This is a genomic window from Streptomyces sp. NPDC107454, assembly GCF_055582885.1.
Map to the genome: position 1 here is coordinate 49,090 of NZ_JBVJPA010000009.1, position 19,492 is coordinate 68,581.

At 71.8% G+C, this 19,492-nt stretch carries 20 protein-coding genes; 13 read left to right on the plus strand and 7 right to left on the minus strand.

Going from position 1 to position 19,492, the window contains the following annotated elements; all coding sequences use genetic code 11:
- The first annotated feature begins 12 nt into the window (after positions 1-12).
- From ACZ69M_RS23605 to ACZ69M_RS23630, 6 genes are all read left to right on the plus strand, one after another.
- Entirely contained in the window at positions 13-1,191 is a 1,179-nt protein-coding gene (locus tag ACZ69M_RS23605) for an amidohydrolase family protein (protein ID WP_470052556.1), read from the plus strand.
- Positions 1,188-2,615 carry a FadD3 family acyl-CoA ligase gene (locus ACZ69M_RS23610; protein ID WP_470052558.1) on the plus strand — a complete coding sequence of 476 codons (1,428 nt, stop codon included), beginning with the start codon at positions 1,188-1,190 and terminating at the stop codon, positions 2,613-2,615. The genes ACZ69M_RS23605 and ACZ69M_RS23610 overlap by 4 nt, the downstream gene beginning before the upstream one ends.
- A complete protein-coding gene (locus ACZ69M_RS23615; RefSeq protein WP_470052560.1) occupies positions 2,612-4,216 on the plus strand; it encodes a methylmalonyl-CoA mutase family protein in 1,605 nt (534 codons plus the stop codon). Before ACZ69M_RS23610 ends, ACZ69M_RS23615 begins: the two co-directional genes overlap by 4 nt.
- The gene (locus ACZ69M_RS23620; RefSeq protein WP_470052562.1) at positions 4,216-4,647 is read left to right on the plus strand and encodes a cobalamin B12-binding domain-containing protein; all 432 of its coding nucleotides are present in this window, start codon (positions 4,216-4,218) and stop codon (positions 4,645-4,647) included. Before ACZ69M_RS23615 ends, ACZ69M_RS23620 begins: the two co-directional genes overlap by 1 nt.
- A 123-nt stretch (positions 4,648-4,770) precedes the next feature.
- The gene (locus ACZ69M_RS23625) at positions 4,771-5,712 is read left to right on the plus strand and encodes an LLM class F420-dependent oxidoreductase (RefSeq protein WP_470053177.1); all 942 of its coding nucleotides are present in this window, start codon (positions 4,771-4,773) and stop codon (positions 5,710-5,712) included.
- Positions 5,709-6,761 carry a CaiB/BaiF CoA transferase family protein gene (locus ACZ69M_RS23630; protein ID WP_470052564.1) on the plus strand — a complete coding sequence of 351 codons (1,053 nt, stop codon included), beginning with the start codon at positions 5,709-5,711 and terminating at the stop codon, positions 6,759-6,761. The genes ACZ69M_RS23625 and ACZ69M_RS23630 overlap by 4 nt, the downstream gene beginning before the upstream one ends.
- A 68-nt stretch (positions 6,762-6,829) precedes the next feature.
- Here ACZ69M_RS23630 and ACZ69M_RS23635 read toward each other — a convergent pair whose 3' ends face one another.
- The gene (locus ACZ69M_RS23635) at positions 6,830-7,594 is read right to left on the minus strand and encodes an SDR family NAD(P)-dependent oxidoreductase (protein ID WP_470052566.1); all 765 of its coding nucleotides are present in this window, start codon (positions 7,592-7,594) and stop codon (positions 6,830-6,832) included.
- On the minus strand, positions 7,591-8,352 hold the full coding sequence (locus ACZ69M_RS23640; protein ID WP_470052568.1) for an SDR family NAD(P)-dependent oxidoreductase: 762 nt from the start codon (positions 8,350-8,352) through the stop codon (positions 7,591-7,593). The genes ACZ69M_RS23635 and ACZ69M_RS23640 overlap by 4 nt, the downstream gene beginning before the upstream one ends.
- A gap of 54 nt (positions 8,353-8,406) precedes the next feature.
- Between ACZ69M_RS23640 and ACZ69M_RS23645 the strand changes: the two genes are divergently transcribed.
- On the plus strand, positions 8,407-9,834 hold the full coding sequence (locus ACZ69M_RS23645) for a class I adenylate-forming enzyme family protein (RefSeq protein WP_470052570.1): 1,428 nt from the start codon (positions 8,407-8,409) through the stop codon (positions 9,832-9,834).
- Positions 9,827-10,978 carry a thiolase family protein gene (locus ACZ69M_RS23650; RefSeq protein WP_470052572.1) on the plus strand — a complete coding sequence of 384 codons (1,152 nt, stop codon included), beginning with the start codon at positions 9,827-9,829 and terminating at the stop codon, positions 10,976-10,978. The genes ACZ69M_RS23645 and ACZ69M_RS23650 overlap by 8 nt, the downstream gene beginning before the upstream one ends.
- Positions 10,979-11,078: 100 nt before the next feature.
- Here the strand turns inward: ACZ69M_RS23650 and ACZ69M_RS23655 are convergent, their stop codons facing one another.
- The 5 genes from ACZ69M_RS23655 to ACZ69M_RS23675 all read right to left on the minus strand — a co-directional run bounded on the left by ACZ69M_RS23655 (position 11,079) and on the right by ACZ69M_RS23675 (position 15,007).
- Positions 11,079-11,891 carry an acyl-CoA thioesterase gene (locus tag ACZ69M_RS23655; protein WP_470052574.1) on the minus strand — a complete coding sequence of 271 codons (813 nt, stop codon included), beginning with the start codon at positions 11,889-11,891 and terminating at the stop codon, positions 11,079-11,081.
- A gap of 227 nt (positions 11,892-12,118) precedes the next feature.
- Entirely contained in the window at positions 12,119-12,901 is a 783-nt protein-coding gene (locus ACZ69M_RS23660; RefSeq protein ID WP_470052576.1) for an acyl-CoA dehydrogenase family protein, read from the minus strand.
- A gap of 6 nt (positions 12,902-12,907) precedes the next feature.
- Complete coding sequence (locus tag ACZ69M_RS23665; RefSeq protein ID WP_470052578.1) at positions 12,908-14,008, minus strand: acyl-CoA dehydrogenase family protein; 1,101 nt, start codon at positions 14,006-14,008, stop codon at positions 12,908-12,910.
- Complete coding sequence (locus tag ACZ69M_RS23670; RefSeq protein WP_470052580.1) at positions 14,005-14,436, minus strand: nuclear transport factor 2 family protein; 432 nt, start codon at positions 14,434-14,436, stop codon at positions 14,005-14,007. Before ACZ69M_RS23670 ends, ACZ69M_RS23665 begins: the two co-directional genes overlap by 4 nt.
- 100 nt (positions 14,437-14,536) lie before the next feature.
- Complete coding sequence (locus ACZ69M_RS23675; RefSeq protein ID WP_470052582.1) at positions 14,537-15,007, minus strand: pyridoxamine 5'-phosphate oxidase family protein; 471 nt, start codon at positions 15,005-15,007, stop codon at positions 14,537-14,539.
- A gap of 305 nt (positions 15,008-15,312) precedes the next feature.
- Here ACZ69M_RS23675 and ACZ69M_RS23680 point away from each other — a divergent pair, with 305 nt between their 5' ends.
- Genes ACZ69M_RS23680 through ACZ69M_RS23700 form a run of 5 tightly spaced genes read left to right on the plus strand, consistent with a single transcriptional unit; the run spans position 15,313 to position 19,488 of the window.
- Positions 15,313-17,430, plus strand: a complete 2,118-nt coding sequence (locus tag ACZ69M_RS23680; protein ID WP_470052584.1) for a branched-chain amino acid ABC transporter permease — start codon at positions 15,313-15,315, stop codon at positions 17,428-17,430.
- Positions 17,411-18,121, plus strand: coding sequence for an ABC transporter ATP-binding protein (locus ACZ69M_RS23685; RefSeq protein ID WP_470052586.1), 711 nt, complete (start codon positions 17,411-17,413; stop codon positions 18,119-18,121). The genes ACZ69M_RS23680 and ACZ69M_RS23685 overlap by 20 nt, the downstream gene beginning before the upstream one ends.
- Positions 18,118-18,825, plus strand: a complete 708-nt coding sequence (locus tag ACZ69M_RS23690; RefSeq protein WP_470052588.1) for an ABC transporter ATP-binding protein — start codon at positions 18,118-18,120, stop codon at positions 18,823-18,825. The genes ACZ69M_RS23685 and ACZ69M_RS23690 overlap by 4 nt, the downstream gene beginning before the upstream one ends.
- Positions 18,822-19,205: a hypothetical protein gene (locus ACZ69M_RS23695; RefSeq protein ID WP_470052590.1), complete on the plus strand. Its 384-nt coding sequence runs from the start codon at positions 18,822-18,824 to the stop codon at positions 19,203-19,205. The genes ACZ69M_RS23690 and ACZ69M_RS23695 overlap by 4 nt, the downstream gene beginning before the upstream one ends.
- Entirely contained in the window at positions 19,171-19,488 is a 318-nt protein-coding gene (locus ACZ69M_RS23700) for a hypothetical protein (RefSeq protein ID WP_470052592.1), read from the plus strand. Before ACZ69M_RS23695 ends, ACZ69M_RS23700 begins: the two co-directional genes overlap by 35 nt.
- The last annotated feature ends 4 nt before the right edge of the window (positions 19,489-19,492 follow it).

Consider the following 19,492-nt stretch of genomic DNA (forward strand, 5'->3'; position numbering starts at 1 on the left):
AAGGAGGATCTCATGCCGTCGCGCGTGTTGCCGTATCCGCTGTTCGACGCCGACAACCACCTGTACGAGACGGAGGATGCGCTCACCCGGTACCTGCCGAAGCAGTACGAGGGCGCCATCCAGTACGTGCAGGTGAAGGGCCGTACGAAGATCGCGATCCGTGGTCGGATCAGCGACTACATCCCCAACCCCACGTTCTCGGTGGTCGCCCGGCCGGGGGCGTGGGAGCGGTACTTCCGGGAGGGCAATCCGGAGGGCAAGTCGCACCGCGAGCTGTTCGGTGAGCCGATGAAGTCGATTCCCGCGTTCCGTGAGCCCGGGCCGCGGCTTGAGCTCATGGACGAGATGGGGATCCAGCAGGCGCTGAACTTCCCGACTCTGGCCAGCCTGATCGAGGAGCGGATGCGGGACGACCCGGAGCTCATCCACGCGGTCGTCCACTCGCTCAACGAGTGGCTGTACGACACCTGGAAGTTCAACTACAAGGACCGGATCTTCACCACGCCGGTGATCAGCCTGCCGATCCTGGACAAGGCGATCGCCGAGCTGGAGTGGTGCCTGGAGCGCGGAGCGCGCTCGATCCTCGTCCGGCCCGCCCCGGTCCCCGGGTTCGGTGGCTCGCGGTCCTTCGCGCTGCCGGAGTTCGACCCCTTCTGGAAGCGGGTCGAGGAGGCGGGGGTGCTGGTGTCGATGCACTCCTCCGACAGCGGCTACTCCCGCTACTCCAGCGACTGGGAGGGCAGGAGCCAGGAGATGACGCCGTTCCAGGCGCAGACCTTCCGGATGCTGGGCGAATGGCGGCCGGTCACCGACTCCGTGGCCTCCTGGGTCTGTCACGGCGCGCTGTTCCGGTTCCCCGAGCTCAAGGTCTCGGTCATCGAGAACGGATCCTCCTGGCTGGTGCCGCTCCTCGACCAGCTGGCCGACGTCTACAAGAAGCAGCCGCAGGGCTTCCTGGGCGACCCGGTCGAAGAGGTCAGGAACCGGATCCACATCAGCCCGTTCTGGGAGGAGGACATGGCCGAGCTGGCCGGGATCATCGGTGTCGAGCGGGTGCTGTTCGGCTCCGACTACCCCCACCCCGAGGGGCTGGCCGACCCGGTCACCTACATCGACGCGATCCAGGGCATGAAGGAGGCCGACCAGGCCAAGATCATGGGCGGCAACCTGGCCCGGTTGATCGGCGTATGAAAGGGGAGACCATCCCGCGGATGGTGCTGAGCGCGGCTGACCGCTTCGGTGACGCCGAAGCGGTCGTGGACGGCCGACTCCGGCTCACCTTCAAGGAGTTGGCCGATCGCGTGCGCACCGCCGCGGGGGCGTTCGCGGCGGCCGGCGTCGGCAGGGGCGACCGGGCGGCCATCTGGGCGCCCAACTCCGCCGAGTGGATCATCGCGGCCTTCGGGCTGCTGACCGCAGGCGGCGTCCTGGTCCCGGTCAACACCCGGTTCAAGGCGGACGAGGCGGGCGACATCATCCGCCGCAGCGGAGCCAAGGTCGTCCTCGTCGAGAAGGGCTTCCTCGGTCTGGACTTCGAGGTGCCGTCGGGCGTGCCCGTGTGCGACATCAAGTCGGACTTCCTCGCGAGCGGTTCGCCCTACGAGGCCGAGGTGAGCGGCGACGACGTGTGCGACATCGTGTTCACCTCGGGGACCACCGGGCGGCCCAAGGGTGTGCTGATGACACACGCCCAGACACTCCGGCTGTACGCGGAGTGGTGCGACCTGGCGGACCTCAGGGAGGGCGACCGCTATCTGGTCGTCAACCCGTTCTTCCACATCTTCGGCTACAAGGCGGGCTGCATCACGTCCCTGATCCGGGGCGCGACCATCCTCCCGGTGCCGGTCTTCGACGTGGACCGGGTTCTCGAACTGGTCGAGCGCGAGAAGGTGACGGTCCTGCCGGGGCCGCCCACCCTCTACCACTCACTGCTGGCCGCACAGGGCGGCCACGACCTGTCCTCGCTGCGGGTCGCCGTCACCGGAGCCGCCGACATCCCGGTCGACCTCGTCCGCAGGATCGTCACCGACCTGCCCTTCCGCACCGTCATGACGGGCTACGGCCTGACCGAGGCGGGCACGGCCACGGCCTCGCGCCCCGGCGACTCCTTCGAGGACATCGCGACCACCGTCGGCACCCCCTGTGACGGCGTCGAGATCCGGATCGCGGACGACGGAGAGGTCCTGGTGCGCGGGTACAGCGTCATGCGCGGCTACCTCGACGACCCGGCCGCGACCGCCGAGGCGATCGACCCGGACGGCTGGCTGCACACCGGGGACCTCGGGACGCTCGACGACCGGGGCCGGCTGCGGATCGTCGGCCGCAAGAAGGACATGTTCATCGTGGGCGGCTTCAACGCCTACCCGGCCGAGATCGAGGGCTTCCTGATGGAGCATCCGGCCGTCGCGCAGGCCGCCGTGATCGGCGTACCGGACGAGCGGCTCGGCCAGGTCGGCAAGGCCTTCGTGGTCCTTCGCGAGGTCCTCGCGGCGGGCGAGCTGATCGCCTGGAGCCGGGAGCGGATGGCCGGGTTCAAGGTGCCCAGGTATGTGGAGTTCCTCGAAGAGCTGCCGCTGAACGCCACCGGCAAGGTGATGAAGGACCGATTGCGATGACGTCTGAAGCGAAGCCGCCGGAGAAGGACGACTTCTCCCACACGGCCTCCGGGATTCCCCTCAAGGCGGTCTACGGGCCCGCGGACCGGCCCGTCGAGCCGCCCGCGCCGGGGCGCTTCCCCTTCACCCGCGGCAACTACTCCTCAGGCTACCGGGGGCGGCTGTGGACGCTGCGCCAGTACTCCGGCTTCGGCACCGCCGAGGAGTCCAACCGGCGCTACCGCTACCTCCTCGAACAGGGCGGCACCGGACTGTCCGTGGCGCTCGACCTGCCCACCCAGTGCGGCTACGACTCCGACGACCCGGAGGTGAGCGAGGAGGTCGGCCGGGTCGGCGTCGCCCTCGACACGCTCGCCGACGCCGAGGTGCTCTTCGAGGACATCCCCCTCGACCGGATCAGCACCAGCTTCACCATCAACGGCACGGCGGCGATCCTGCTGGCGTTCTACGTGGCCGCCGCCGAGCGCGGCGGAGTACCCCGGGCGAAGCTCACCGGGACGATCCAGAACGACATCCTCAAGGAGTACGCCTCCCGGGGCACCTGGATCTGGCCGCCGGAACCGTCGCTGCGGCTGATCGCCGACACCATCGAATTCTGCGCCGCCGAGGTGCCGCGGTTCAACGCGATCTCGGTGGCCGGCGCACACTTCCGCGACGCCGGCGCCAACGCCGTGCAGGAGATGGCGTTCACGCTCGCCGACGGCGTCACCTACTGCGACACGGTGCTGGCGCGCGGCCGGATGACGATCGACCGGTTCGCCCCGCAGATCTCCTTCTTCTTCTACACCCACGGCGACTTCTTCGAGGAGATCGCCAAGTACCGTGCGGGCCGCAGACGCTGGGCGACGATCGTCCGCGAGCGGTACGGCGCGAGCACCGACAAGGCGTCGATGTTCCGCTTCGGCTGTGTGGCGGGCGGGGCCTCCCTGTACGCGCCGCAGGCGCAGAACAACACGGTCCGGGTGGCCTACGAGGCGATGGCCTCGGTGCTGGGCGGCGTGCAGTCGATGTTCACGGCGGCCTGGGACGAGCCGTTCGCGCTGCCCAGCGAGGAGTCGGCGACGCTCGCCCTGCGCACCCAGCAGATCCTCGCCCACGAGACCGGCGTCGCCCGGGTCGCGGACCCGCTCGGCGGCTCGTACTTCGTGGAAGCCCTCACGGATGCCACCGAGGAACGCATCGCCGAGATCATGGCGGACCTGGAACACCACGGGGGAATGGTCCGGGCGATCGAGGACGGCTACCTCCAGGGACTCATCGCCGACGAGGCCTACCGCCTCCACCAGGACGTCGAGGCGGGCACCCGGCCGGTCGTCGGCGTCAACCGCTTCGCCACGCCCGAGCCGCCGCCCCAGCTGGAGACGTACGAGCTCGACGGGGAAGGCCGCGACCGGCAGTTGAAGCGGCTCGCCGACGTGAAGGCCACCCGCGACGCCGCGGCCGTACGGGACCGCCTCGCCGCCCTCGCCCGTGGCGCCGAGGGCACCGACAACCTCATGCCCCTGCTCATCGACTGCGCCAAGGCCTACTGCACGGTCGGCGAGATGGTCGCCGCCCTCAAGGCGGTCTGGGGCGAGTTCCGGCAACCGGTGGTGTTCTGATGTCGTCCCGTGTGCTCATCGCCAAACCCGGTCTGGACGGCCACGACCGCGGGGCCAAGATCGTCGCGCGGGCACTGCGCGACGCCGGGTTCGAGGTGGTCTTCACCGGCATCCGCCAGCGCGTCGACACCATCGTGGCGACCGCGATCCAGGAGGACGTGGCCGTGGTCGGCCTCAGCATTCTCTCCGGCGCGCATCTGGCGCTGACGACGCGGGTCGTGGAGGGGCTGCGGGCCGCCGGGGCCGAGGACATCGCCGTCGTCGTGGGCGGCACCGTCCCGCCGGCCGACGTGCCCCGCGTGAAGGCGGCGGGTGCGGCGGCGGTCTTCCCCACCGGAACACCCCTCGACGCCATCGTGGCGCAGATGCGCGCCCTGACGGCGGTCGTCCCGGCCTCGCCCGCGCCCCCCGGACCTGCCGCTGCCGGATGACGCGGGAGACCGGCCACTCGAAACATCGGCACCTCGAAGCATCGGCACCTCGAAACAACGGGACTCCAAAACCCCGAAACCCCGAAACCCCGAGAACTGGGAGGCACTGTGCGGGTCGGTGTGATGATCGGGCCGGAGCGTGGGGACTCCGCGCGCAAGGTCGCGCGGATGACCGACGACGTGACCTGGGCGGAGCGGGCGGGCCTCGACACCGCCTGGGTGCCCCAGATCCCCACGGACTTCGACGCGTTGACGGCCGTGGCCCTGATGGGGGCGCGGACCGAGCGGATCGAGATCGGGACCGCGGTCGTACCGCTCCAGACACAGCACCCGATCGCCCTTGCGCGCCAGGCGCTGTCCGCGCAAGGCGCCGCGGGCGGGCGGCTCGCCCTGGGCCTCGGACCCTCCCACCACTGGATCGTCCGGGACATGCTCGGACTGCCCTACGAGCGGCCCGCCGCCTTCACCCGTGACTATCTGGACGTCCTGGACGCGGCGCTGCGCGGACCGGGCCCGGTCGACGTCGAGAACGGCACGTTCACCGTGCACAACCCGCTCGACCTCGCCCCCGTGGCCCCGCTCCCGGTGCTGCTCGCCGCGCTCGGCCCGGTCATGCTGGCACTCGCCGGCGAGCGGGCGGACGGGACCGTCCTGTGGATGGCCGACGAACGCGCGGTCGCCGACCACGTCGTACCCCGTATCACCAAGGCGGCGGACGGCGCGGGGCGCCCGGCGCCGCGGATCGTCGCGGGCATCCCGGTGTGTCTGTGCCGGCCCGCCGAGGTCGACGCGGCGCGCGAGCGGGCCAACCGGATCCTCGGGGAGGCCGAGATCTCGCCCAACTACCAGCGGCTGCTGGACTACGGCGACGCCCGGGACATCGGCGACCTGTGCGCGGCCGGTGACGAGACGGCCATCGCGGCCCGCTTCCGTCGCTTCGCCGACGCCGGGGTCACGGATCTGTCGGTACGCCTGCTGCCGATCGGCGAGCGCCGCGAGGAACTGATCGCCTCCAAGCGCCGGACCCGCGAGGTGCTCGCCGGGATCGCGGCGGACTTCCGATGACCCCCGGCCCCGCGACCCCCGGCCCGCTGGCCGGCATCCGCGTCCTGGAGGTCGGCCACATGCTGGCGGGCCCCTACGCCACGATGATGCTCGCCGACCTCGGTGCCGAGGTCGTCAAGATCGAGCCGCCGGGCGGGGACATCTCCCGGCAGGTGAGCGACGCGTACTTCGCCAGCCTCAACCGGGGCAAGCGCAGTGTCCGCTTCGACCTGAGCACGCCGAGCGGTCAGGAACGACTCGGTGAACTCGTCGCGGACGCCCACGCGTTGCTGGTCAACCTCAAACCGTCGGCGATCCACCGGCTCGGGCTCACCTACGAGGCGCTGAAGAAGTGGAACGCACGGATCGTCTGCGTCGCGCTCACCGGATTCGGCCTGGACGCGGGCGACGACCCGGCCTTCGACTACGTCGTCCAGGCGGTCACCGGCGTCGCCGCGCTCACCGGCGACCCGGCAGGCCCGCCGACCCTGCCCGGCTACTCCTCGGCCGACAACTCCTCCGGCCTCACCGCGGCACTCGGCCTGCTCGCGCAGATCGTCTCGGGCCGCGGCGGGCAGGTCGAGGTGTCACTGCGGGACGTGATGCTCTCCCAGCTCAACTACCGGGCGTCCGCCTACCTCAACGAGGGAGTCGAGCCGCGCCGACTGCCGCTGGGCGCACACTCCTACTACGTACCGGCGCAGCTCTTCCCCACGGCGGACGGCCACTTGGCCCTGTTCATCACCCACGACAACTTCTGGAAGTCCTTCGCCGCCGAGGCGGGCATCGAGGGCTTCCCGGCGATGGCCGAACGCGCGGCGCGTCGCGAGGAGGTGCTCGACGTGGTCACGAAGGCCCTGTTGAGCGACACCGCGACCGCCTGGGAGACACGCCTGCGTCCCCTGGGCGTGCCCGCGGCGGCCGTACGGACGTTGCCTCAGGCGCTGGCGGCGACACCGGAGGCGATCGTGACAGCGGGGGAATTCCGGCTCGTACGCGGTCCCGTGCGGGTGGCCGGGTACGAGCCCGCGTACGGGCCCCCGCCCCGCCTGGGCGAGCACGGCTCGTAGAGCGTGGGCCGTTCGCGGCGAACACGCGAAGGGGTCCCGGGAGTCCGACTCCCGGGACCCCCTTGCGTTCACCCCGGCATCGACTCCGACTTCTGCACCGTGCCGGTGATACCGCTCGCGTCCTGGCCGGCCAGGCGTACCGCGGCGTGGGCCATCGCCTCCGGGGGTTCGATCATCTCCGGTGGGATCTCGCGTCCGCCGCCCCCGGCCTGCCAGCCCTCGGTGACGACGACACGCGACGGGGCGAGGCAGTTGACCGCGATGTTGTCGGTCTTGAGGGTGGCGGCGAGCCCGAGATAGAGGCGCTCGACGCCCGCCTTGGAGACCCAGTACGCGTTGGCTCCCCTGTCGGTCATGCCGACCCCGTTGGTCGTCACCGCCACGAGCGAGCCTCCGCCGCGCGCCCTGATGTGCGGGATGACGGCCCTGGTGACGAGGAAGACCCCGGTGAGATTGACGTCCAGGCACAGCTGCCAGCGCTTGAGCGGCGTGGACTCGACCGGGCCGAGCCACATGACCCCGGCGTTGGCGATCAGGATGTCGATCCCGCCGAACTCCTCGACGGTCGTGGCCACGGCGGCCTCGACCGACGCCTCGGAGGTCACGTCGCACGCGACCGCGAGGGCGCGGCCACCCGCCGACGTGATCCGCCCGGCGACGGCGTGGATCGTGCCGGGTGTCCGGCCCTCCTCCTCGGAGCGCGCGGCGACCGCGACCGCGGCCCCCGCCTCCGCGAGTCCCCACGCGATCGTGCGGCCGATGCCCCGGCTCGCCCCGGCGACGAACGCCACCTTCCCCTTGAGCTCGCCGCTCACGTTCGGGCGGCCGTTCACTTCGGCGGGAACCGGAGGGCGCCGTCGAGGCGGACGACCTCGCCGTTGAGATAGTCGTTCTCGCAGATGTGTTCCACGAGAGCCGCGTACTCGGGGGAGCGGCCCATGCGCTTGGGATGCGGGACCTTGGGCCCCCAGTAGGCCTCCAGCTGGTCGCCCGCCGCGCCGTAGGCCGGGGTGAGGAAGGTGCCCGGGGCGATCGTGACGACCCGGATGCCCAGCGGCGAGAGGTCGCGCGCGGCGACGAGGGTCATGCCGACCACCCCGCCCTTGGCGGCGGCGTACGGGATCTGCCCGATCTGCCCTTCGTACGCCGCGATCGACGCGGTGTTGACGATGACGCCCCGGTCGCCGTCGACCGCCTCCTGGCGTGCGATGGCCGCGGCCGCCAGGCGCATGACGTTGAAGACGGCCGTGAGGTAGAAGTCGATGGTCTTGCGGAAGCCCGCGAGGTCCAGGGGTTCGCCGTCCTTGCCGACGAGCCGGCCGCCACTGGCCGGGCCGCCGTGCGCGTCCACCGAGATCCTGAGCGGTCCCGCCGCCTCGGCCTCGGCCATCGCCGCCTTCACGTCGTTCTCGTCGGTGGCGTCCGTGCGTATGTAGCGGACGCCCAACTCCGCCTCGAGCGCCTTGCCCTTCTCGTCGGCGAGGTCGGCCACGACCACCTTCGCTCCTGCCGCGTGGAGGCGACGGACGGTGGCCTCGCCCAGGCCCCCCGCCCCACCGACCACGACCGCGGAACTCCCACTGATCTGCATCAAGGTTATCCTCTCTTGCAAGCAGGGCTCTGTGTATACGAGAATAGCATTCTCATGAATATCACCATGATCCTTGAGATGGCGGCTTCGGCCGGCGATCGGGCGGTGATAACGGCGGGCGGCCGTTCGCTGACCGCCGCCGAACTGCTGCGCCGCGCCCATGCCGCCGCCCACCGCTTCCGGGGCCATCAGGCCGTCGTCCATCTCGGCGCCAACCAACTCGCCTATCCCGTCGCCCTGTTCGGAGCCGCTCTGGCGGGCGTTCCCTTCGTCCCGGTCAACTACCGGCTCGGCGAGCAGCAGTTGAACGCCCTGCTGGCCCGCCATCCCGGCGCCGTGGTCCTGTGCCCCGCCGACCTCGACGCCCTGCTCGACGAGCGGCCGGACGTGGAGTTCCTGGACCCGCCGCAGGACCAGGAGTCCGTCGCCGTGCTGCTCTACACCAGCGGCACGACCGCCGAGCCCAAGGCGGCCGTGCTCCGGCACCGCCATCTGCTCGCCTACGTGCTGAACACCCAGGAGTTCGCTTCGGCCGAGGAGGACGACGCGTCGCTGGTGGCGGTACCGCCGTACCACGTCGCGGGACTCATGAACCTGCTGACGAACCTCTACTCCGGCCGTCGGATCGTGTACCTGCAGACGTTCGAACCACGGCACTGGCTGGAGACCGTACGCGGGGAGCGGATCACCCACGCCCTCGTGGTCCCCACCATGCTCGCCCGGATCGTCGCCGAGGTGCCCGGCGACGACGCCGGGGCGCCCCTGCTGCGCAGCCTCGCCTACGGGGGTGCGCGCACCCCGGGGCCCATCGTGGAACGGGCGTTGCGCATCTTCCCGCAGACCGGCTTCGTCAACGCCTACGGCCTGACCGAGACCGCCTCCTCCATCGCCGTCCTCGGCCCCGACGACCACTGGCGGGCGTCCGTGTCGGACGACCCCGCGGTACGCGACCGCCTCGGCTCGGTGGGCCGGGCGCTGCCCGGGATCGAGATCCAGATCCGCACGGACGACGACAGACCGGCCTCGGCGGGGGAGACCGGACTGGTCTTCGTACGCGGCGAGCAGATCTCCGGCGAGTACGGCGGCCGCAGCGCCCTGGACGCCGAGGGCTGGTTCGCCACCCGGGACCGGGGACGGCTCGACGCCGAGGGCTACCTCTTCATCGAGGGGCGCGCCGACGACACCATCATCCGTGGCGGCGAGAACATCGCCCCGGCCGAGATCGAGGACGTACTCCTCGCCCACCCCGGCATCGTCGAGGCGGCCGTCGTCGGGCTGCCCGACCCCGAGTGGGGGCAGCGGATCGTCGCCATCGTCGTCGGCGCGGGCGACCCGGCCGAGATCCGGCAGTGGGTCAAGGACCGGCTCCGCTCGTCCAAGACGCCGGACGCCATCGTGTTCCGCGCCGAACTCCCCAAGACCGAGACCGGAAAACTGCTGCGCCGCACCCTCCTGGCCGAGTTGGAGACCACCCATGCCTGAAGCAGTCATCGCGTCCGCCCTGCGCACCCCCATCGGCACCGCAGTCAAGGGCACCCTGCGCGACACGACCGCGTTCGACCTGGCCCACCACATCGTCACCGCGGCGGCCGAAGGCCTCGACCCGGCCCTCATCGACGACGTGATCCTCGGCGAGGGCCTCTACGGCGGCGGCGTCCTGGCCCGGCACGCCGCGGTCACCGCGGGGCTCACCTCGGTCGCGGGGCTGGCCAGCAACCGGCACTGCGCCGCGGGCATGGCCGCCGTCCAGAGCGCCGCCGCGAGCGTGATGGCGGGCATGGACGAACTCGTCATCGCCGGCGGCGTCAACTCGGCCTCCACCTCCCCGAAGGCGCTCTTCCGGGTCAACGGCGCGTGGGTACCCTGGATGTCGCCCACCCACCCCGACCGCCCCGACGCCCCCAACAAGGACATGTCGATCACGGTGGGCTGGAACACCGCCGTGGCGGCGGGCCTCACCCGCGCCGAACTGGACGCCTGGGCGCTGCGCTCGCACCGCAACGCCGTGGCGGCCATCGACGAGGGCCGCTTCAAGGAGGAGATCGTCCCGATCGAGACCCCCCACGGGCTGTTCTCCGTCGACGAGCACCCGCGCCGGGACACCAGCGCGGAGAAACTGGCCAGGCTGAAGCCGCTGCACCCGGAGATCGACGGCTTCAGCATCACGGCGGGCAACGCGGGCGGTGCGAACGACGCCGCGGTCGCCCTGGTCGTCGCGAGTGAGGCGACGGCGGCCCGTGAGGGGCTGACGGCCCTCGCCACCGTACGGTCCTGGGCGTCCGTCGGTGTCGACCCCGCCGAGATGGGCCTGGCCCCGGTGAAAGCGATCCCCAAGGCCTTGGCCCGCGCGGGCCTGTCGGTCGCCGACGTCGACCTGTTCGAGATCAACGAGGCGTTCGCCTCGGTGCCCGTCGCCGCCGTCCGGCTGCTCGAACTCGACCCGGACACGGTGAACTTCAGCGGCAGCGGCTGCTCCCTCGGTCACCCGGTCGCCGCCACCGGGGCCCGCATGCTGGTCACGCTCGTCCACGAACTGCGCAGGCGCGGCGGCGGCATCGGGGTGGCCGCCCTGTGCGCGGGCGGCGGTATGGGGTCGGCGACGGTCATCGAGGTCCCGGCTCCCTGACCTGACAGCGCCCCCCGGCGCGGAGGCCCGGCGCATGCCGCGTGGCCGCGCCGGGGTGCCCCACTGATCGGCACCCCGGACGACCCCCGCCGCCGGTGGATCAGCTCCGGAAGCGGAGCAGCGCCTCCTGGGCGTACGAGGCGACGAGTGTGCCGTCCTCGGTCAGGACGTCCCCACGGCCGAAGCAGCGGCCGTGGGCGAGGATCGGGCTGTGCTGGTGCAGCAGCAGCCAGCCCTCGATGTGCAGCGGCCGGTGGAACCAGAGGCTGTGCGAGGTGACGGCGGAGGTGAACGCCGTGCGCGAGTCCCGCTGGGAGATCCCGTCGAGGCGGCGCACGGCGGTGCCGATGAGTGTCAGGTCGGTGGAGTACGCGACGAGTGCCGGGGCGAGTTCGGTGGCGGCCTCCGGCATGCGCATCCACAGGTCGTACTCGGGCGGCGCCGCCTTGGGGGACTCCAGGTCGGTGACCGACCGGGTCGTCCAGGGGATGAGGCCGAGGTCCACGTCGTGCTCCGCGCCGGGCACGGAGGGGACCTTGAAGTCGCTCTGCTGGTCGAGTCCGTCCTCCACGGCGTGCAGGGACGCCGAGGCGGTGGCGATGACGCCAGGCGTCTGCCGGGCGACGATCGTCAGGGTTGCGAAGGTGCCGCCCTCGCGATGGCGCGTCACTTCGTAGTGGACGGGTTCGTCAGTCAGGCCCTCGCGCGGGAACTGGGCGTGCAGGGACTTGACGGCCTTGTCCGGGCAGGTGAGAGCGGCGGCCCGGACGAACTGGGCCAGCAGCTGTCCGCCGAACAGCCGGTGATGGCTGAGGTGTTGGTTGGATCCTTCGAAGCCCGTGACGGGCTCGGGGGCCGAGGGGCCGGGGCGCAGCTCCAGGCAGCTGAGCAGGTCGTTCCAGAGGTCGGTCACGGGCACTCCCGGTGCGGTTCGGTGGGATGCGAGGGGATGTGGGCCTTGCGGCTGTGAGGTTGGGCCGGCCGTGAGGTTCTTTCGGGGGGAGGGCGGAGGCGTCGGGGGGAGTCGCCGCCGACCACTGACACCCGGGCGCCCGGTCGAGGGACGGGCCTACGCGGCCCCGCTCGTGGGCTCCCGGCTCCGCGACCGCCGCGGCAGACCGGGCCGCTCACGCGTCCGCGTCACAGCTGTGCGAGTCGCGGAGCCGAGCGGTCCTCGCGTATCAGCGCCCCGGCCTCCCGCGTCAGCTCCCGTGCGCTGCCCAGCAGTCCGTCCAGCACGAGGGCGCGCCGGACGTGCCGGTGCAGGTCGTGCTCGGCGGTGAAGCCGATCCCGCCGAGGACCTGCTGACAGTGCCGGGCGGCCGTCAGCGCCGCCTGTCCGGCCGCCGCCTTGGCGAGCAGGCAGCCGAGGTCGTCCTCGGCGGCCACGAGGGTCGCCTCGGCGCCGTCGAGCGCGACAAGGGTCTCGGCGAGCCGGTGCCGTACGGCCTGGAAGGAGGCCAGGGGACGGCCGAACTGGGTCCGGTCGAGCACGTGTGAGCGGGCGAGCGCGAGCATCGCCCGGCCGGTGCCCAGGAGCCACCAGCCGAGCGCCCGGCGTCCCGCGGCGAGCGGGACGGGATCCCCGGCCGCGACGGTCCGCAGCGGCAGCTCGCCGTCCAGCGCCCCGCCCGTCTCGTCCGTGCGCTCCCACGCGACCCACGCGCCGCCCGTGTACGGCAGGGGCAGTGTGCCCCCGACGGCACGTCCCGCCGCGTGCAGCAGGACGTCGTTGAGCAGCGGCGCGTGCGCGCCGGTCTCGCCGAGCAGCCCGAAGGTGAGCGGGACCGCCACGTCCGGCACTTCCGTCAGCAGGTCGGACCAGCCGAGGGCGGCCAGGGCCGTGTCGAGGGCGCGGCCCGACGCCGCCGTCATCGTCTTGCGGAGCGTCTGCGCGAACAGGTCTCGCTCGGCGGCATCCATCGTGGGTCAGTCCCTTCCCAGGTCCAGCAGTCGACGGGCGATGATGTTGCGCTGGATCTCGGCGGTGCCGCCGTAGATGGTCGCCGCCCGCGAGTACAGGAACTCCTCCCGCCATGGCGCGTCCGTCAGTTCCAGCACGCCGGGGAGCAGGTCCCGGGCGGTGTCGAAGAGTTGCTGCTCGGCGGTGGCCAGCAGCACCTTGTCGACGGAGGTCTCCGGGCCGAGCCGGGCGCCGGCCGCGAGGCGCCGCTGGGTGGCGTGGGAGCGGCAGCGCACGGTGTGCAGCGCCAGATAGGCGGCGCCCAGGGCCAGGTCCTCCCCGGCGTCATCCGGTTCGGCCAGCTCCGTGAGCAGCCGGTCGAGCCGGGTGTAGAGGTGGGCGACGCGGTGCCAGAAGCAGGTGGAGCGCTCGTGCGGGAGCAGGTCCATCGCGAGTCGCCAGCCGTCGCCGGGGCGGCCGAGCATCCGGTCGGCGGGGACGACCACGTCGTCGAAGAACACCTCGGCGAACTCGTCCACGCCGTGCATCGTGCGCAGCGGCCGCACGGTGATGCCGGGGGTGTCCATGTCGACGAAGAACGCGGTGATCCCGTCGTGGCCCGGCGCGGTGCGGGTGAGCAGGACACAGCGCGCCGCGTACTGCGCGAGGCTCGTCCACACCTTCTGGCCCGTCACCACCCAGTCCCCGCCCCGGGGGACGGCCCGGGTGGTGAGAGAGGCGAGGTCGCTGCCCGAGCCGGGTTCGGAGAAGCCCTGGCACCACTGCTCCCGGCCGCCGAGCAGCAGCGGGACCATCTCTGCCGCCAGCTCCGGGCGGGCGTACGAGATCATCGTCGGGGCGAGCACCTCGATCATCGAGTAGATGCCGGGCTCGGCCAGGCCCCGGGAGGCGACCTCCTCGCCGAGCACGGCCCGCAGTACGGCCGGCCCGCCGAGACCTCCCACCCCGGCGGGCCAGCCGTAGCGCATCCAGTCCGCCTCGTAGAGCGCGCGCCGCACCCGGGCCAGCTGCGCGACCTGGCCGTCGAGGGAGTGATCGGGCCCGGGGGAGAGGTCGTTCCGGTCGAGCCAGTGGCGCAGACCCGACCGGAACTCCGTGACGTTCACGCGCCCGGGCGTTCGAAGGAGTGCGGGCGGCCCGAGTCGTGCGCCCCGCTGCGGCGGATGAACGTCATCGCCCGCGTCCGCAGCCGCCAGCCGTCGGCGGTCCGCAGATAGGTGTCGTTGTAGTAGCCGATCCGCATGGCGTGGGTGGCGTGCTCGATGAAGCACAGCGGCTGGGTGCCGGTCGCGGTGTTCCCGTCCGTCCCCGCGTGCTCGGGCAGCTCGATCACGGCCGTACCCACCAGGAACAGACCTTTGGGCGCGGCGGCGACCAGCGCCGGGAACTCGTCGAGGCCATAGGTGTCCCCGAAGGCGCTGTAGGTGCCGTCGAGGGTGAAGACCGCGAGCACCCCGTCGATGTCGCCCCGGGTCATGTGGACCGCGTAGCGGCCCAGCAGCTGCTGAATCTCCATCAGGTCGTCAGTGGACAAGGACCTGTCCGCCCTTCGGTGAGAATGCCGATGAGAATGTCATTCTCATTCATGAGTGGCAGGTTTCCATGTGTGGGTCACGGCGTCAACGGCCGTGGTGTCAACGGTCGCGGCGGAGCTTCGCGAAGTCCCAGCTCACGACCTTCTCCGCGGTGAGCCGGAGCCAGCCGTGCTTCCCGTCGTACCGGAACGCGCCGCCGCCCATGTACTTGTCCGCGAAGAGCCGTTCGGGGCGCGCGAGCTCGTCCAGGGGGTCTCCCTTGCGGGGTGCCTCGCCGACGACCTCGACGCTGCCTCGTAGTTCGACGCCGCGCAGGGCCATGAAGTCCGTGCCCCCGTCGTCGACGATCACGCCGAGCCGGGGATCCCGGTCCAGATCGGTCCAGCGCTGGCTGCGTACCAGCGAGTTGAGCCACAGCGTGGACCCGTCCCACACGAACCACAGGGCGCTGACGTGGGGATCCCCGTCCCGTCCTACGGTCGCGACCCGGCACAGCGGCTGGGTTCGCAGGAAGGCGTCCCGCTCGGAGTCGGTCATGGCGATCGCGGTTCCCCTGCGCTGTCCGCTCATCGTCTCTCCTGCCTTTGTGTGAATGGTTGATTCTCTCTTAGTGAGAAGCTAGTTTCCACCCATAGAGAGGAGGAGAACCACCTCGCGCTCAAGGTGGCCGCGGCGATCACCTGTTCCCGCCGGCCGCTCGGGGACAGCACCGAGGAGGAGACCCCTTGAACCAGCCCACACCCTTCGCCGCCCTGGGGGCGATCGCCAAGTACGCCTGGCGGCAGATGGCACCGCCGTCACCGCCTCCCGGCCGACCGGCCGCCGAGACCATTCGTCCTCGCCGGTCGCGGCGAGTGTGTGAGTGACGGCCCGTCATGGAGCAGTTCCTCACCTTCGGGATCGTCGGCCTGAGCACCGCCGCGATCTACGCGGTCATCGGCAGCGGACTGGTGCTCACCTACACGACGACCGGCGTCTTCAACTTCGCGCACGGCGCGGCGGGCATGCTGTCGGCCTTCACCTACTGGCAGCTCACCGCCGGCTGGGGCTGGCCGGTACCGGTGGCGCTGGCCGTGGTCCTGCTCGTCCTCGCGCCTGCCTTCGGCCTGTTCGTCGAGAAGGTCGTCCTCCGGCCCGTCCAGGCACTGGGTGAGGCCGAACGGCTGGTCATGACGGTGGCGCTGCTGAGCGGCCTCATCGCCGTCGCCCGCTGGATCTGGGATCCCAACGTGCCGCGCACGCTGCCCACGTTCTTCGCCGACCGCAAGCCCTTCCACCTCGGCTCGGCCGTGGTCACATGGCACCAGGCCCTCACCATGACCGTCGCGGTGCTGGTCGCGGTCGGCCTGCGGATCCTGCTCTACCGCACCCGCCCGGGCGCCGAGATGCGGGCGACCGTCGACGACCGCGCCCTGGTCGGGCTGACGGGAGCCCATCCCGTACGGGCCAACAGGACCGCCTGGATCCTCGGCACCCAACTCGCCGCGATCGGCGGCATCCTGATCGCGCCGACCGTCACCCTCGACGCAGCCCAGCTCTCGCTGCTGATCGTCAGCGCCTACACCGCAGCCATCTTCGGCCGGCTCCGCAGCGTGCCCCTGACCTTCGTCGGCGCGATCGTGGTCGGCTGTGTGGAGAGCTATCTGACCGGCTATCTCCCGCAGAACGCCTACCTGCCCGGCCTCAGGCTGGCCGCCCCCGCGCTGCTGCTGTTCGTGGCCCTGCTGGCGTTCCCGCACCGGCGACTGCGCGGCCGGGACCGCAAGCTGCGCCCGGTGCCGGTTCCGACGGCCCGCGGCACGGCCGTGTTCGCCGCCTGTGTCGTCGCGTTCGGCGCGGTACTGGCCTCGGTCCTCGGCGAGGCCGACCTCATCACCTACGGCGCCATCTTCTCGCTCGGCGTGGTGGCCCTGTCGTACGTACCGCTGGCCGGGTACGCCGGGCAGATATCGCTCTGCCAGCTGAGCATGGCAGGGATCGGGGCCGTCGTATGGGCCCACCTGGGCGCGCAGGGGGAGTTCTGGGCCCTCGGAGCCGCGATCCTGGTCTCCGCGGTGGCCGGCGCCCTCGTCGCGCTGCCCGCACTGCGGCTGTCCGGGGTGTACCTGGCGCTCGGGACCGCCGCCTTCGCGGTCGTCCTGGACCGGTGGATCTTCACCCTGCCGTCCTTCCACCTGTTCGGGATGCGGATCGCCCTGTTCGACCAGGGCTCGGTGGACGTGGCCGGACCCCGGCTCTTCGGCCTCGAACTGGACACCGCGGCGAAGCAGCTGGTGTTCGCGGCCGTCTGCCTCGCGCTCGCCTCACTGGCCGTGGCGGCGGTGCGCCGGGGCCCCTTCGGACGGCGGCTGATCGCGCTGCGCGACAGCGAGGCCGCCTACGCGACCCTCGGCGGCAGCCTGCTGCGGGCCAAGGTCCTGGTGTTCGCGCTCTCCTCGGGCATCGCCGGGCTCGGCGGCGCGCTGTACGGAATGCAGCAACGGTCGATCACCGCCGACCAGTTCAGCCTGGTGGCGGGACTGCCCGTCTTCCTCGTCGCGGTGGTCGGCGGCCTCGGCGCGGTGGGCAACGGACTGTTCGCCGGGACCGCCTACATCGGCCCGACGAACGCGCTGGTCGCCGTGGCGCCCTGGGCGCAGAACCTGGTCGCCCTGCTGCCCGGCCTCGCCGGCATCGGACTCGGCCACAACCCCGACGGCATCGTGGTCCGCTTCCGCCGCGAGTGGGAGCCGCTCGGCCGGGACCGGATCGCCCTGCCCGGCCTGCTCTGCGTACTCGCCCTGCTGTGGGTCCTGCGGCTCGGCGACCTGATCAACGGCTGGACGTTCCTGGGCTGTTCGGTGGCCGCGGGGGTGGCGCTGAGGATCTGGGCGAGTGCTCGGCAGACCGCCGCACCGACCGAACCGGAGGTCCCCGTCGAGTGGTGGGGACTGAAGCGCGCCTGGCGCCCCGAGGACAGGGAGGTGCTCGCCCGTGGCCTTGCTGCGGATTAGCGGAGTGACCGTCGCCTTCGGCGGCAACCGGGCTCTGGACGGCGTCGCCCTGAGCGCCGAACCGGGCCGCGTGACCGGACTCATCGGCCCCAACGGAGCAGGCAAGAGCACCCTGTTCGACGTCGCCTCCGGACTGCGCAAGCCCTCCTGCGGACAGGTCTTCCTCGACGGCCAGGACGTCACCCGGACCAGCCCCGCGGGCCGTGCCCGGCGCGGACTCGCCCGCACCTTCCAGCGCCTTGAACTCTTCGGCCGCCTCACCGTCCGCGACAACCTCCTCGTCGCGGCCGAACTCGGTCCCGACCGGCGCCGGGCACACCACGCCGTCACCGAGACCCTCACCAGGCTCGGCCTGACCCACCTCGCCGACAGCCCGCCCGACGCACTGCCCACCGGAGTCGGCCGCCTGGTCGAGGTCGGCCGCGCGATGGTCATCCGGCCCAAGGTGCTCCTCCTCGACGAACCCGCCGCGGGACAGGACAGCGAGGAGACCGAACGGTTCGCCGCGCTGCTGCGCTCGCTGACCGAAGACGGCACGGCCGTGGTCCTCGTCGAACACGACATGAGCCTCGTCATGGGCGTGTGCGACGAGGTGTACGTACTCGATCTCGGCAAGGTCATCGCGTCCGGCCCGCCCGAGGTGATCCGGAACGACGAGACCGTCCTGGCGGCCTACCTGGGGGACGCGTGAGCGCCATTCTCGAACTGAGCGGCGTCCATGCCGCCTACGACCGGATCACGGTCCTGCACGGCGTCGACCTCCAGGTCGCCGCCGGACAGGTGGTGGCCCTGCTGGGCCCGAACGGGGCGGGCAAGACCACCACCCTGCGCGTCGCCTCCGGAGTCCACCCCCTCGCATCCGGCCGCCTCCGGCTGGGCGGCCGGGACATGACCGGAGCCGACCCCCGTGACCTGGCGCGCGCCGGGGTCTGTCTGATCCCCGAGGGCCGCGGCGTGTTCCCCAACCTGTCCGTCCGCGACAACCTCCTGATGATGACCTTCACCGGCCGCGGCCGCGCGGAGATCGAGGAGATCGCCTTCCAGCGCTTCCCGATCCTCCACCGCCGCGCCTCGCAGGCGGCCGGCACCCTCTCCGGCGGCGAGCAGCAGATGCTCGCGCTCGCCCGCGGCCTCGCCACCGACCCCGCCGTCCTGCTGCTCGACGAACTCTCCATGGGACTCGCCCCGTTGATCGTCGGCCGGCTCTACGAACAGGTCGCCGAGATCGCCCGGCAGGGGGTGGCCGTCCTGGTGGTCGAGCAGTTCGCGGCCGCCGTCCTCGACATCGCCGACCACGCGGCCGTCCTCGTACGTGGCGGGGTCCAACGGCAGGGCCACCCCGACGGCGGGCTGCGCGCCGAACTGTCCGCCCTCTACCTGGGGAGTTCCGCATGACCACCACCGAGCCGCGCGCGGACCGCTTCGTCCGAGAACTGGCGGTACTGAAGATCCCCGACCCGGCCGCCGCCCGGGCCACCCTCTGGCTGCGCCTCGGCGTCCTGCTGATGGCGGGCGGCCTGGTGCTCGGCGTGTCGGGCTACCTGGTGTCCCACAACACCGTCGACCCGCTCGTCCAGGGCGACGGACTCGCACTCGGGCTGGGGGGCGTCTGCGCGACCGTGGTGGGCTCCGCGCTCTTCCTGCGGTACTCGCTCACCGGCTTCCTGCGGTTCTGGATGGCCCGCCAGTCCTACGACATCGACCTGCTCGCCGATCGCCTGCTCGAAAGGGACATCCACCATGACCCCACCGGTAACGACGCCGCGCCCCGGTGACCAGCTCGCCAGCGCCGTGTGCGGCACGCGGGTGGTCGTCGTCCGCGCCCCCGCCGGCGGCTCGGTCCAGCTCTCCTGCGGAGGCAGTCCGATGCTGCCCGCGACCGCCGCGAAGCCGGCGCCCGTCGGGGCTGCCGAGGCCGTCACCCTCATCGGCAAGCGGTACGTGGACGCCGACGGGGCCCTCGAAGTGCTCTGCACCTCCTCAGGCACCGGCGAACTGAGCTGCGACGGCGTCCCGATGACCATCAAGGCGGCCAAGCCGCTGCCCGCCTCCGACTAGCCGT